The organism is Donghicola mangrovi, assembly GCF_013377535.1.
In the GTDB taxonomy this organism is placed as follows: Bacteria; Pseudomonadota; Alphaproteobacteria; order Rhodobacterales; family Rhodobacteraceae; genus Donghicola; species Donghicola mangrovi.
The window spans coordinates 223,863-237,024 of the sequence record NZ_JABCJE010000005.1 but is presented as its reverse complement, the minus strand read 5'-3'; the positions used below and the strand labels follow the sequence as shown (position 1 = coordinate 237,024).

Below are 13,162 nucleotides of genomic sequence, written 5' to 3'. Positions count from 1 at the left end.
GTCTTCCTCTTGGGTGACAGATTTTTGGGCCATCCCCGCGGCAGGATCAAGCACCCTGCCCCATGACATTTCGGGCAGAGTTGTGAACAAATCAGCAGGAAATCTTAACTATGCGCCAGCTTCGGTCTTGCCGCGGCGGTCGTGGCGCAGGGCGGCATACAGAACGTGGTTCCGCCAACGCCCGTTGATTTGCAGGTAGCCCTGCGCGACCCCTTCGTATTTGAAGCCGCATTTTTCCAGCACCCCGTGGGAGGGCGTGTTCTCGGGCAGGCACGCGGCCTCGATCCGGCTCAGGTCCATACGGGTGAAGGCATAGTGAACAACCGTCGCGATCGCCTCGGTCATGTAGCCTTGGCGGGCAAAGGGTTCACCGATCCAGTAGCCGATGGTGCCCATCTGCGCAGGGCCGCGCCGGATGTTGTCCAGCGTGATCGCCCCCAGCAGCATGTCATCCTCGCGCCGGACCAGAAACAGCGGCAAAGCAGTGTTCTGGGACATGGACCGGTTGGCCCAGTAGACGCGGTTGGTAAACGCTTTGCGGCTCAGGTGATCTTCGGCCCAAGTGGGTTCCCACGGGGTCAGGAAATCACGGCAGGCGAACCGCAGGCTGCTCCAGGCACGGTAGTCCCCATGGACAGGCAGGCGCAGGGTCATACGCTCTGTCTCTAGGCGGAACTTCCGTTTAGTCAGCAACATTTATCCGGCCAGTCTCTCTTTCAGCGCGGCCAGCAAAGGAGCCTTCTCCACCGGACCATAAAGCGCCATCGCAGAGGGCGCGTTCATTGCCAGATTGATGCCGAATTCGCGAACATCTTCAAGCTTTACAGCGTCGATACGTTCAACAGTTTCGGACAAATCCGGCACCCTGCCCCAGATCGAGATCATGCGGGCCAAACGTTCAGCACGGTTCGAAGGGCTTTCCAGCCCCATCAGCATACCCGCCTTCATCTGGGCACGGGCGCGATCAATCTCGGCGATGCGCAGGTCGTCGTTGATGCGGCGCATCTCGTCGATGGTCACATGGGCCAGCTCGGCCAGCTGCTCGGCGCTGGTGCCTGCATAGACGGTGGTCAGGCCGGTGTCCGAATAGGCGCCTGCTTGGCTGAAGATGGTGTAGCACAGCCCGCGCTTTTCACGGATCTCCTGGAACAGACGAGAGGACATGCCGCCCCCCAGCGCGTTCGCATAGATCTGCGCGGTATAGAAATTGTTGGCGCGGTAGCCGGGGCTTTCGAAGGCCAGCGTAAAGTGCGCCTGCTCCAGCGCCTTGATCTCGCGGCGCTCACCGCCGCGGAAGCTGGCAGCAACCTCGGTCAGGATCGGGCGCGGGGTCATGTGGCCAAACAGGGCCTCGCATTCGCGGACGATCGCATCGTGATCCACAGCACCGGCGGCAGACAGAATCATCTGACCCGGCCCGTAGTGTTCGCTGACAAAACCCGACAGGTCCGCACGGTTAAAGGACCGCACACGCTCGGTCGGGCCCAGGATGGTCCGGCCCAAGGGCTGATCGGGATAGGCCTCTTCCTGAAGCCAGTCAAAGATCACGTCGTCGGGGGTGTCCAGCGCCTGACCGATCTCTTGCAAGATCACGCCGCGCTCGACCTCGATCTCGTTCTCGTCGAAGGTCGGGTTCAGCAGGATGTCCGCGATCACGTCCAGCGCCAGCGGCACGTCATTGGCCAGAACGCGGGCATAATAGGCCGTCACCTCGCGCGAGGTGTAGGCGTTGATGTACCCGCCCACATCCTCGATCACTTCGGCGATTTCCAGCGCCGTGCGGCGCTGGGTGCCCTTGAACGCCATGTGCTCAAGGAAGTGGGCAATGCCGTTCTGCTCTACCCTTTCGTGGCGCGCACCGGCACCGACCCAGATCCCGATCGCAGCGGATTCGAGCCCGGGCATATGCTCCGTCACAATGCGGAAGCCGTTGGAAAGGGTATGCGTCTGAACGGTCAAAGGTGGATCCGATCCTTGATAATGGTTTCGATCGCCGAAAGGTCGTTGGCAACGCGGGTGACGCGCTCCGAACGCTCATACAGGTCCGCCATGCGCGGGGGAAGGCCCGGACGAATGCCGGTTGCTTTCTCGACCGCATCGGGGAATTTCGCGGGGTGCGCAGTCGCCAGAGTGACCATCGGGCTATCGCCCATGTGCTGCTCTGCAACATGCACGCCAACCGCGCTGTGGGGACACAGCAGTTCGGCAGAATGCTTCAGGGTGCGGGTAATGGTGGCCAGCGTTTCCTCTTCGGAACAGCGGCCGCTGTCGAAGTTTTCGCGCAGGGTTTGCAGGGCGCCTTGGGACACCTTGAAACCGCCGGCTTTCAGTTCGTCCATCAACTGGGACACGGCGGCACCGTCACGGCCATAGGCATCAAACAGTGCGCGCTCAAAGTTCGACGAAACTTGAATGTCCATCGACGGGCTGATCGAAGGGATCACACCATCAACCATGTATTCGCTGGTCGACAGGCAGCGGTGCAGGATGTCGTTCTGGTTGGTCGCGACCACCAGACGGTCGATTGGCAGGCCCATACGCTTTGCGATGTAGCCCGCGAAGATGTCGCCAAAGTTGCCGGTCGGCACGGTGAAGCTGACTTTGCGATAGGGCGCGCCCAGAGCAACCGCCGAGGTGAAGTAGTAGACCACCTGCGCCAGAACGCGGGCCCAATTGATGCTGTTCACGCCAGCCAGCTTCACGCCATCGCGGAACTCGAAGTCATTGAACATGTCTTTGACGCGGGCCTGACAGTCATCAAAGTGACCATCCAGCGCCAGCGCGTGCACGTTGCTTTCCGACGGGGTGGTCATCTGGCGGCGCTGCACTTCGGACACGCGGCCGTGGGGGAACAGGATGAACACGTCCACCGCGTCCAGACCACGGAACGCCTCGATCGCGGCAGAGCCGGTATCGCCCGAGGTCGCACCAACGATAGTCACGCGGCTGCCACGGCGCTTGAGTTCAAACTCGAACAGCTGACCGATCAGCTGCATGGCAAAGTCTTTGAACGCCAAGGTCGGGCCGTGGAACAGTTCACACAGGAAGTGACCGGGCGCGAGTTGCTTCAGCGGGGCGCGGGCGTCATGGCCGAAACCGGCATAGGCGCGCTCGATGATGCCGCGGAATTCGTCGTCGGTGAAGGCGGTGCCCAGATAGGGGCGCATCACGCGGAACGCGACTTCTTCGTAGGGCAGGCCCGCCAGCGCGGCGATGTCTTCGGCCTTCATGGTGGGGATCTCGGCAGGAACGTAGAGACCACCATCGCGGGCGAGGCCTGTCAGCATCGCCTCGTCAAAGGTCAGCGTCGGCGCAGAGCCACGGGTCGAGATGTATTGCATCATTCGGGCCTTTCATCATTTGCCCTGCGGTCGCGCCACAGGAGGTATCCAATGCCGATAATCCAGATCGCAGCGAAACTGAACCACGTTACGGCGTATTCAAGGTGATTGTTCGGAATGCCCGAGGTGTCCACCGGCCAAGGGGTCACACGGGGCTCTGTTTCGTCGCTGGAGCGCAGGACCAGCAGGATCGGCTCGGCGTTCAGGGCCTGCGCCATCTGTAAAATGTCCCGCGAGAACCAATCGTTCCGCGCCACGTCGTTATCGGGGGTCGAACCGTTGCGTTCGTCCGGCCAGTGCAGGTTCGCGACAACGGTGGCGTGGTGCGCGGGGCGGGTGTCTGTCTTGGCCTCGATCGCGACAAAGCCGCGGTCCAGCATCAGGCGGCGGCCTTCGTCGGTCTCGAACGCGGTGATGATGCGGTAGCCAGCCCCCTGCCCGCGGGCAGACGCCAGCACGTGCAGCTCATCCTCGGTGATCGTGCCGCTGGCGGTAACCGGCAAATAGCGGTCGCGCACAGGGTCGGGGTTCACGGGAACGGCAACGGGAGCTTGGGTGATGTGCGCCTCGATATCGGCGAGCATCCGGGTTTTCCAAGCCAGACGGTCCATCTGCCATTTACCAAGCCCGAGCAGGATCACGGCAACCACAATGCCGATCGGGATCAGAAGTAGGGAACGACGCATTACGGGCCTTTCAAACGCAAACAAGGTGCGCATATCGCGCACCTTGTGGTGATATTCGTTGTGGCTGGATTTTCAACCGGCAACTGAAGCGATGCGATTATGCGCTGCCCCAGATGTAGATCGCTGCGAACAGGAACAGCCATACAACGTCAACGAAGTGCCAGTACCAAGCTGCCGCCTCGAAACCGACGTGGTTCTCGGGGGTGAAGTGGCCGCGCATGGTGCGCAGCAGGCAGACCAGCAGGAAGATGGTGCCGACGATCACGTGGAAGCCGTGGAAACCGGTCGCCATGAAGAACGACGCACCGTAGATGTTGCCAGCAAAGCCAAAGGTCGCGTGGCTGTATTCGTAGGCCTGGAACACGGTGAAGATCGCACCCAGCAGAACTGCCAGCAGCAGGCCCGATTTGATGTCTTTGCGGTTGTTTTCGTGAACCAGAGCGTGGTGCGCCCAGGTGCAAGCCGCGCCCGAGCACAGCAGGATCAGGGTGTTGATCAGCGGCAGGTGCCAGGGATCAAAGGTCTCGATGCCTTCAGGGGGCCATACGCCGCCAACTGCAGGCATGGGGTACAGCGCGTGCTTGAAGAAGGTCCAGAACCATGCGGCGAAGAACATGACTTCGGACATGATGAACAGGATGAAGCCGTAGCGCAGACCGATGCGGACAACGGGGGTGTGGTCACCCGCGAAGTTTTCCGAAACGGTGTCCGACCACCAGCCGAACATGACGTAGAGAACGCCAACGAAGCCGATAGCGAACATCCAGGGGCCGCTTTCTTTCATCCAGAGGACAGCGCCGAACAGCATGATGAAGCCGGCGACCGCACCCAGGAAGGGCCAGATCGATGGGGGCAGAACGTGATAGTCGTGGTTTTTAGCGTGTGCCATGGCGTATCCCTCGTTGGAAGGCTTAGTTAATTTCTGTTGTTTTTTCGGTCTTGAGTGCCGCCTGATAATCAGTATCGGCAAGATCCATTTCGTGGAAGGTGTACGAGAGTGTGATGTGCTTGGCGAACTTCGCCTCGGGGTCCGTCACAATCTCGGGGTCGACGTAGAAGGTAACCGGCATTTCGACCCGCTCACCCGGTTGAAGCACCTGCTCGGTAAAGCAGAAGCATTCGATCTTGATAAAGTACCCGCCTGCCGAAAACGGCGCGACGTTGTAGCTGGCAGTTCCGGCCACCACGTGATCGGTGGGGTTATAAGCCTCATAGAAGGCCAGTCCGGTTTCGCCGATGCGCAGCTCCATCTCGCGCTGCATGGGTTTGAATTCCCAAGGCATGCCGCGTTCCAGAGAAGCGTCGAATTTGATTTTGATGGTCTGGTCCAGAATCGTGTCCGATTCCGTCTCGGCCACCTGCGTCACGCCGCCAAAGCCGGTAACGCGGCAGAACAGGTCATAGAAGGGGACCGCAGCCCAAGCCAGCGCACCCATGGTCACAACCACGGACACCAATCTGACCAGAGTTTTCTGCTTGCGATCCATTACTTCTGCCCCTCGGGGACGGTCAGCGACGGACGCGCGGTGTGGTCAAAGGCCTCGACCTTGCCACCGTTCTGCACCTTGACGACGGTCAGCATAAAGACCAACGCGACAAAGCCCAGCAGCACAGCCAGCATGCCGATGTTCCGGCCGCGGCGACGCTGGTGCAGTTCATGATCAGGACGGAACGAGCTCATACCCAGCCACCGAATGTGATGCCCATACGTACCAGAACCGCGTCGGCCAGAATCGCGCCGAAATGCAGGAACAGGTAGAGGAGCGAAAGTTTGAAGAACGATTTCTCGGCGGCATAGTTATCCGCCTCGGCCTGCTCTTCGGTGCGGCGCAGGATGGTCCAGGCGCCCTTGATGAACAGCAGGTTCAGAACAACCGCGGCGGTCAGGAAGACGGGACCGTTCAGCGCGGTAAAGGACATGCCCACGGCCAGTGCGGCCAGCAGAACAGTGTAGGCGAAAATCTGGATGCGGGTGTTGCGGCGACCGTGGGTCACGGTCAGCATCGGCACCTTGGCGTCCGAGTAATCCGACTTCATGAACAGTGCCAGCGCCCAGAAGTGCGGCGGGGTCCAGAAGAAGGTGATCGCGAACATCATGATCGATTCGATGGACACGCCGCCCGTTGCCACGGCCCAGCCGATCATCGGAGGGAAGGCACCTGCCGCACCACCGATCACGATGTTCTGCGGGGTCGAGCGCTTGAGCCACATCGTGTAGATCACGACATAGAAGAAGATGGTAAAGGCCAAGAGGCCCGCAGCGACGATATTCGACGCCAGCCACAGCATGATGACCGAAAAGAACGACAGCGCGATACCGATGGCGAACGCCTCGTCGGGCGTGACCTTGCCAGCGGGGATCGGTCGTTTCTGGGTCCGCTTCATGATGCGGTCGATATCCGCGTCGAACCACATGTTCAGCGCGCCCGAAGCACCGCCGCCCAATGCGATAAACAGAATCGACGCAAAGCCTTCGACGGGATGGACCGACCCCGGTGCGACCAACAGGCCGACCAGCGCCGTGAACACAACAAGCGACATCACCCGCGGTTTCAGCAGGGCGAAGTAATCGCCAAAGCTGGCCTCGGTGGTCTGGCTGTCAAAGCTGGTATCGCTCATGGCGGTTCCGTCTCGATGGCTGAGGTTTCTAGGTGGACCGAGGCCCGCCCTTCCCTTCCGCAAGCGGTCAGGTCAGGCGGGCCCCGTTAATCAGATTACTGAGCAGATGCGACCTGGAAGGCCTGCGGGATGCCCGCATACTCTTCTTTCGCGCCAGCCAGCCACTCAGCATAGGCTTCTTCGCTCACGACTTTGATGGTGATCGGCATGTAGGCGTGGTCTTTGCCGCACAGTTCCGAGCACTGACCAAAGAAGGTGCCTTCTTTTTCTGCTTTGAACCACAGTTCTGCCAGACGGCCGGGAACGGCGTCCTGTTTCACACCAAAGGCAGGCATTGCCCAGCTGTGGATCACGTCCGCACCGGTGACCTGCATCACAACGGTTTTGCCAACGGGCACGACAACTGCGGTGTCGGTGGCCAGCAGGTACTCGTCTTCGGCGTAGCCGTTGTCTGCCAGCTCTTCTTTGGCCAGCAGGAAGCTTTCGAAGCCGAAGCCTTCGTTCACGTATTCGTAGCCCCAGTACCACTGGTAACCGGTGACTTTGATGGTGATATCACCCTCGGGGATTTCCTGCTGCTTGAAAAGAACGGGCAGCGAGAAGGTCCCGATGAAAACCAGAATCACGATCGGAACGATGGTCCATGCGATTTCCAGCGGCGAGTTGTGGGTAAAGGTCGCCGGCTTGGGGTTGGTCTTCGAGTTGAAGCGAATGATGATGAACGCCATCAGCGCCATCACGAACAGCACGATGGCGGTGATGATCACGAGGATCATGCTATCCAGCCAGTGGATGTCACGCGACAGCTCGGTGGCTGCGGTCTGGAAACCAACGCCTTGGGGATGGGGTTTACCTACAGCCAGCCCATCCTGGGCCAGTGCGGGAAGCGGAAGAAGGGCCATAGCGGCCAGCAATTTGGTCAGAAGTCGCATATTACACCCTGATCGTTATTCGGCATTGCGCGCATTGTTGCGGGTGACTGACAGGCAATCGACCCGGAATCCATTGTGTTCAGTCTTGCAAAAACCATATTCTTCACGTCGGAACAAGATAGCGAACCGCGTCAAACGGACGCTTTTTTGATCCAAATCAAAGACCGTCCATCAGGAGCACCCATGTCAACCGACACTTTCCGCCCATTCGAGACCCTAATTGAACGCGAAACTGCCCTGCGCCAATTGCGTGCAGCGGTTGACGGGGCCGACGACGGAGAGCTTTTTCTGGAGCGTCGGCGCTCTGAAGTGGTGGCCTACGACGATGGTCGGTTGCGTACAGCATCCTATGACGCAAGCGAGGGATTCGGTCTACGGGCTGTTCGCGGCGAGGTCGCTGGTTACGCACATTCCACAGAAATAACAGAATCGGCTATGTCGCGTGCAGGCGAAACCGCGCGTCTGGCGGTTGGTGACGGCGGCGGCACCCTTGCCCTGCCCCCCGAAGGCACCAACCTGAAGCTCTATGGTGACATGGACCCCGTCGAGGAAATGGCCTTTGCCACCCGCGTGGACCTGCTCAAGGAGATCGACGCCTATCTGCGCGCCGCCGACAAACGGGTGGTTCAGGTGACCGCGAGCCTTGCCGCGTCCTTGCAAGAGGTCGAGATTCTGCGCCCCGAGGGGCATTCGATGTCCGACATCCGCCCGATGGTGCGCATTAACATCAGCGTCATCGTTGAACAGAACGGCCGTCGCGAATCCGGCAGTGCCGGCGGTGGCGGGCGTCATGATCTGGCGCGGATCACCACGCCGGCCCACTGGAAATCCGTCGCCGACGAAGCGTTGCGCGTGGCCATCGTGAACCTTGATGCGGTGCCTGCGCCCGCGGGCGTTATGGACATCGTGCTTGGGCCGGGCTGGCCGGGCATTCTGCTGCACGAAGCTGTGGGTCACGGCCTGGAGGGCGACTTTAACCGCAAGGGCACCAGCGCCTTTGCCGGTCTGATGGGCCAGCAGGTCGCCGCCAAAGGCGTCACCGTTCTGGACGATGGCACCATCCCCGACCGCCGCGGCAGCATCACCATTGATGACGAGGGCACTCCGGGCGCGAAAAACGTCCTGATCGAGGACGGCATTCTGGTCGGCTACATGCAAGACCGTCAGAACGCCCGCTTGATGGGGGTCAAACCCACGGGCAACGGCCGCCGCGAAAGCTATGCCCACATCCCTATGCCCCGCATGACCAACACATATATGTTGGGCGGGACTGCCGCCCCCGGTGATCTGGTCGCCAGCATGAAGGACGGCATCTACGCCGTGGGCTTTGGCGGCGGTCAGGTGGACATCACCAACGGTAAGTTCGTGTTCTCCTGCACCGAGGCCTACCGCGTGACCAATGGCGTTGTCGGTGCCCCCATCAAGGGCGCGACCCTGATCGGTGACGGGGCCACCGCGCTGAAGAACATTCGCGGCATCGGCAACGACATGCAGCTGGACCCCGGCATGGGCAACTGCGGCAAGCAAGGCCAGTGGGTCCCCGTTGGCGTTGGCCAACCCAGCCTGCTGATCGGTGGCCTCACCATCGGCGGTTCGGCGATCTGAGTAAATTCTCGTTAGCCTTAACCGCTGCTTAACCCTCTGTGGGGTAATCCTGATTCCGCAAGACGGCGGAGACATGATGCCCCACCACACTCACTCTTCCAGTCCCCACCCACTCCCACCCACCACGGAAGACGAGCGGGTGTCATGGCTTCGCCTCTTGCGCTCTCGTCGCGTTGGTATCGCGACCTTTTACAGATTGCTGCAGGAACACGGCAGTGCAGAGGCTGCGCTGTTGGCCCTACCCCAGATCGCCGCAAGCGCTGGCGTGACCGACTATGCCCCCTGCCCCGTTGATGTCGCCAAGGCGGAACTCAAAGCCGCCCGTAAGGCTGGCGCACAGATGATTTGCATCGGCTCCCCAAGCTATCCCCCTGCCCTGCTGGATTTGGGCGACCCGCCTCCGATCCTATGGGCGATGGGCGACACGACCCAGATGGACAAACCAATGGTGGCACTGGTTGGGGCGCGCAATGCCTCCAGCCTCGGGGTGCGGATGGCGCGCAAACTGGCGCAAGAATTAGGAGAGGCGGGATATATCGTCGTCTCGGGTCTGGCCCGCGGGATCGACGCCGCCGCGCACGAGGCCAGCCTGACCACCGGAACCATCGGCGTGATGGGCGGCGGTGTAGACATTATATATCCGCAGGAAAACGCAACCATCGCCGCGAACATCGCCAAACAGGGCCTGCGCCTGTCCGAAGCCCCCATGGGCGCGACCCCGACGGCGCGGCACTTTCCCGCACGCAATAGAATCATCGCCGGTCTGGCGCAGGCGCTGGTCGTCGTCGAAGCTGCTGCAAAATCGGGCAGCCTGATCACAGCGCGAAATGCCCTCGATCTGGGCAGAGAGGTTCTGGCGGTCCCCGGCCACCCGTTCGACGCCCGCGCTTCGGGGTGCAACATGCTGATCCGCGACGGGGCGATTCTGGTACGCGGGGCCCAAGACGTGATCGAGGCACTATCCCCCTTGTCCGGCCAGCAGGATTTTCCCCTTGGCCCACCGCCCGCGCCAGAAAAACCAGTGCCTGACAAGCGTTCGCGCGAATCCACCTTTGCCCTGCACCGCCAGATCCTGAACCGGCTTGGCCCCTCGCCAGTGGCCGAGGATCAGCTGATCCGCGACATGGCGGAACCCGCCCATCACATCACCCCCGCTCTGGTCCAACTAGAGCTTGAAGGAGAGATTCTGCGCCACCCCGGTGGCCTTCTCGCACGGCGTTCATGACCTTCCGGATTGCCGGAAGTTTCCCGCAAAGATTGACATTACCCTCTTGAACCCCACATCTTGCGCCGCCATACGCCACCTGAACACAGCGCAAGAGGTGCCAAACCATGCCCGTCGTCGTCGTCGAGTCCCCGGCCAAAGCCAAGACCATCAACAAGTACCTCGGCAAAGACTACGTTGTGCTGGCCTCCTATGGGCACGTGCGTGACCTTCCCGCCAAGAACGGATCGGTCGATCCGGACAACGGCTTCGAGATGCTGTGGGAGGTCGGGAATGATTCCAAGAAACACGTCAAAGCCATCGCCGACGCGCTGAAAGACGATGACACCCTGATCCTCGCGACCGACCCTGATCGCGAAGGAGAGGCGATCAGTTGGCACCTGCAGGAAACCCTGACCAAGCGCCGCGCGATCAAGAAATCGACCGAAGTCAAACGGGTGGTGTTCAACGCGATCACCAAATCCGCCGTGACCGAGGCGATGAAGAACCCCCGCGATGTGGACCAGCCCTTGGTGGACGCCTATCTGGCGCGCCGCGCGCTGGACTATCTGGTGGGCTTCAACCTCTCGCCGGTTTTGTGGCGCAAACTGCCCGGCGCGCGCAGCGCAGGCCGCGTGCAGTCCGTCTGTCTGCGCCTGATCGTTGAGCGCGAGATGGAGATCGAGGCGTTTCAGGCCCGCGAATACTGGACCGTCAAGGCGCTGCTGACCAACGCCCGCGGCCACGAGTTCGAGGCCCGCCTGACCGAATACGCCGGCAAGAAGCTGGATAAATTCGATCTGGCCAACCAGACCGCAGCCGAAATGGCCGTGCAGGCGATCAATAGCCGCAGCCTGAGCATCCGCTCGGTCGAGGCAAAACCCGCCAGCCGCAACCCTTCGGCGCCGTTCATGACCTCGACCCTGCAGCAGGAAGCCAGCCGCAAATTCGGCATGGGTGCGCGTCAGTGTATGAACGCCGCGCAGCGTCTGTATGAGGCTGGACACATTACTTATATGCGTACCGACGGCATCGACATGGCCCCCGAGGCCGTGGCCGCCGCCCGCGACGCGATCAAGGATCGGTATGGCGCGGAATACGTGCCCTCGTCGCCGCGCATGTATAAAAACAAGGCGAAAAACGCCCAAGAAGCGCACGAATGTATTCGCCCCACCGACATGACCAAGGACGCCTCGGCGCTGAACCTGAAGGAACAGGATCAGGCCCGTCTCTATGATCTGATCTGGAAGCGCACCATCGCCTGCCAAATGGAAGGCGCCCGCCTGGAGCGCACCGTGGTGGACGTGGCCAGCCCCGATGGACAGGTTGTTCTGCGCGCCAACGGTCAGGTCGTTCTGTTCGACGGCTTCATGCGCGTTTACGAAGAAGGCCGCGATGACGTCGAGGGCGAGGATGACAAGCGCCTGCCCCACCTGACCGAAGGCGAAAAGGCCGACAAACGCGAAGTCACGCCCGAACAGCACTTCACCCAGCCCCCGCCCCGCTACACCGAGGCGACTCTGGTGAAGCGTATGGAAGAGCTCGGCATCGGCCGTCCCTCGACCTATGCGTCGATCGTGACCACGATTCAGGAGCGCGAATACGTCACCAAGGACAAGAACCGCCTGATCCCCGAGGATAAGGGCCGGATCGTTACGATTTTTCTTCTGAACTTCTTCAAACGTTATGTGGAATACGATTTCACCGCCGCGCTCGAAGAAGAGCTGGATGACGTGTCCGCCGGTCAGCGCGATTACAAGGATCTGCTGGCCCGATTCTGGCGCGACTTCCACGCGGCGATCAACGAAACCAGTGAACTGCGCATCGCCGAAGTCCTGGACGTTCTGGATGACGCGCTGGCGCCCCAGCTGTACCCCCCGCGCGAGGATGGCTCCGATCCGCGGTCCTGCCCGATGTGCGGCGAAGGCAAACTGCACCTGAAAACCTCTCGCACTGGCGGGTTCGTGGGCTGCTCGAACTACCCCGAGTGCCGCTACACCCGTCCGATCGGCGGCGATGCGGATGATGCGGGCGACCGTATTTTGGGCGAAGACGAGAACGGGATCGAGATCACCCTGCGCTCGGGCCGCTTTGGCCCTTATGTGCAGCGCGGCGAAGCAACGGCCGAAAACCCCAAGCCCGGCCGCTCGAGCCTGCCGCGCGGTTGGTCCAAGGACGATATCGACCTCGATAAGGCGCTGATGCTGCTGAACCTGCCCCGTCAGGTTGGCCCGCACCCCGACGATGGCGAAATGATCGAAGCAGGCATCGGCCGCTTTGGTCCGTTCATCAAGCACGGCAGCCTCTATGCGAACCTCAAAGAGGTGGACGACGTGTTCACCATCGGCATGAACCGCGCGGTCGAAGAGCTGGCGAAAAAGGCCGAGAGCAAAGGGCGCCGCGGCGCTGCCAGCACGGCCAAGCCCTTGAAAGAGCTGGGGGATCACCCCGATGGCGGCGCGATCAACGTGCTGGACGGTCGCTATGGCCCCTACGTGAAATGGGAAAAGGTGAACGCGACTCTGCCCAAGGACACCGATCCGCAAGCGGTGACGCTGGAAATGGCGCTGGAACTGATCGCCGCCAAGGCCCCCAAGAAAAAAGCCGCCGCCAAAAAGGCTCCGGCCAAGAAAGCTCCGGCGAAAAAAGCGACCACCAAAAAGGCCGCCAAGAAAACCGAAGAGTAACTCCGGCGCAATTGAACGGATGTGAAGCCGCGGCGCATACTGCGCTGCGGCATTTCATTGACTAAAACTGAACAGCCGTTCACAGTCC

12 protein-coding genes are annotated in these 13,162 nt (G+C 61.1%); 3 read left to right on the top strand and 9 right to left on the bottom strand.

All coding sequences use genetic code 11. The annotated features are described in order from the left end of the window. Positions 1-108: 108 nt before the first annotated feature. From HJ536_RS13035 to coxB, 9 genes are all read right to left on the bottom strand, one after another. Positions 109-696 (bottom strand): GNAT family N-acetyltransferase, encoded by a 588-nt coding sequence (locus HJ536_RS13035; RefSeq protein WP_176855098.1) that lies wholly within the window; start codon positions 694-696, stop codon positions 109-111. Next, positions 697-1,959 (bottom strand): M16 family metallopeptidase, encoded by a 1,263-nt coding sequence (locus HJ536_RS13030; protein ID WP_177158026.1) that lies wholly within the window; start codon positions 1,957-1,959, stop codon positions 697-699. Continuing rightward, complete coding sequence (gene thrC, locus HJ536_RS13025) at positions 1,956-3,341, bottom strand: threonine synthase (protein ID WP_176855122.1); 1,386 nt, start codon at positions 3,339-3,341, stop codon at positions 1,956-1,958. Before thrC ends, HJ536_RS13030 begins: the two co-directional genes overlap by 4 nt. Next, positions 3,341-4,027, bottom strand: a complete 687-nt coding sequence (locus tag HJ536_RS13020; protein ID WP_176855096.1) for an SURF1 family protein — start codon at positions 4,025-4,027, stop codon at positions 3,341-3,343. The genes thrC and HJ536_RS13020 overlap by 1 nt, the downstream gene beginning before the upstream one ends. A 97-nt stretch (positions 4,028-4,124) precedes the next feature. After that, positions 4,125-4,916, bottom strand: a complete 792-nt coding sequence (locus HJ536_RS13015) for a cytochrome c oxidase subunit 3 (RefSeq protein ID WP_176855095.1) — start codon at positions 4,914-4,916, stop codon at positions 4,125-4,127. 22 nt (positions 4,917-4,938) lie between these two features. Then, on the bottom strand, positions 4,939-5,514 hold the full coding sequence (locus HJ536_RS13010; protein WP_176855094.1) for a cytochrome c oxidase assembly protein: 576 nt from the start codon (positions 5,512-5,514) through the stop codon (positions 4,939-4,941). Next, a complete protein-coding gene (locus HJ536_RS13005) occupies positions 5,514-5,708 on the bottom strand; it encodes a hypothetical protein (protein ID WP_176855093.1) in 195 nt (64 codons plus the stop codon). The genes HJ536_RS13010 and HJ536_RS13005 overlap by 1 nt, the downstream gene beginning before the upstream one ends. Continuing rightward, positions 5,705-6,646: a heme o synthase gene (gene cyoE, locus HJ536_RS13000; protein WP_177158025.1), complete on the bottom strand. Its 942-nt coding sequence runs from the start codon at positions 6,644-6,646 to the stop codon at positions 5,705-5,707. Before cyoE ends, HJ536_RS13005 begins: the two co-directional genes overlap by 4 nt. Before the next feature lie 95 nt (positions 6,647-6,741). Next, a complete protein-coding gene (gene coxB / locus HJ536_RS12995; protein ID WP_177158024.1) occupies positions 6,742-7,578 on the bottom strand; it encodes a cytochrome c oxidase subunit II in 837 nt (278 codons plus the stop codon). Positions 7,579-7,761: 183 nt separating this feature from the next. On the opposite strand from coxB, the gene tldD reads away from it, so the two are divergent. The 3 genes from tldD to topA all read left to right on the top strand — a co-directional run bounded on the left by tldD (position 7,762) and on the right by topA (position 13,074). Further along, on the top strand, positions 7,762-9,183 hold the full coding sequence (gene tldD / locus HJ536_RS12990) for a metalloprotease TldD (RefSeq protein ID WP_177158023.1): 1,422 nt from the start codon (positions 7,762-7,764) through the stop codon (positions 9,181-9,183). A gap of 76 nt (positions 9,184-9,259) precedes the next feature. Beyond that, on the top strand, positions 9,260-10,408 hold the full coding sequence (gene dprA / locus HJ536_RS12985) for a DNA-processing protein DprA (RefSeq protein WP_177158022.1): 1,149 nt from the start codon (positions 9,260-9,262) through the stop codon (positions 10,406-10,408). 107 nt (positions 10,409-10,515) lie between these two features. Continuing rightward, positions 10,516-13,074 carry a type I DNA topoisomerase gene (gene topA, locus HJ536_RS12980; RefSeq protein ID WP_177158021.1) on the top strand — a complete coding sequence of 853 codons (2,559 nt, stop codon included), beginning with the start codon at positions 10,516-10,518 and terminating at the stop codon, positions 13,072-13,074. Positions 13,075-13,162 lie beyond the last annotated feature (88 nt).

What these genes read in the sequence shown, in the direction of transcription:
- HJ536_RS13035 (WP_176855098.1), bottom strand. Translation starts at nt 696, where the DNA reads ATGTTGCTGACTAAACGGAAGTTCCGCCTAGAGACAGAGCGTATGACC.
- dprA (WP_177158022.1), top strand. Translation starts at nt 9,260, where the DNA reads ATGCCCCACCACACTCACTCTTCCAGTCCCCACCCACTCCCACCCACC.
- thrC (WP_176855122.1), bottom strand. Translation starts at nt 3,341, where the DNA reads ATGCAATACATCTCGACCCGTGGCTCTGCGCCGACGCTGACCTTTGAC.
- topA (WP_177158021.1), top strand. Translation starts at nt 10,516, where the DNA reads ATGCCCGTCGTCGTCGTCGAGTCCCCGGCCAAAGCCAAGACCATCAAC.
- coxB (WP_177158024.1), bottom strand. Translation starts at nt 7,578, where the DNA reads ATGCGACTTCTGACCAAATTGCTGGCCGCTATGGCCCTTCTTCCGCTT.
- HJ536_RS13015 (WP_176855095.1), bottom strand. Translation starts at nt 4,916, where the DNA reads ATGGCACACGCTAAAAACCACGACTATCACGTTCTGCCCCCATCGATC.
- HJ536_RS13010 (WP_176855094.1), bottom strand. Translation starts at nt 5,514, where the DNA reads ATGGATCGCAAGCAGAAAACTCTGGTCAGATTGGTGTCCGTGGTTGTG.
- tldD (WP_177158023.1), top strand. Translation starts at nt 7,762, where the DNA reads ATGTCAACCGACACTTTCCGCCCATTCGAGACCCTAATTGAACGCGAA.
- HJ536_RS13020 (WP_176855096.1), bottom strand. Translation starts at nt 4,027, where the DNA reads ATGCGTCGTTCCCTACTTCTGATCCCGATCGGCATTGTGGTTGCCGTG.
- cyoE (WP_177158025.1), bottom strand. Translation starts at nt 6,646, where the DNA reads ATGAGCGATACCAGCTTTGACAGCCAGACCACCGAGGCCAGCTTTGGC.
- HJ536_RS13005 (WP_176855093.1), bottom strand. Translation starts at nt 5,708, where the DNA reads ATGAGCTCGTTCCGTCCTGATCATGAACTGCACCAGCGTCGCCGCGGC.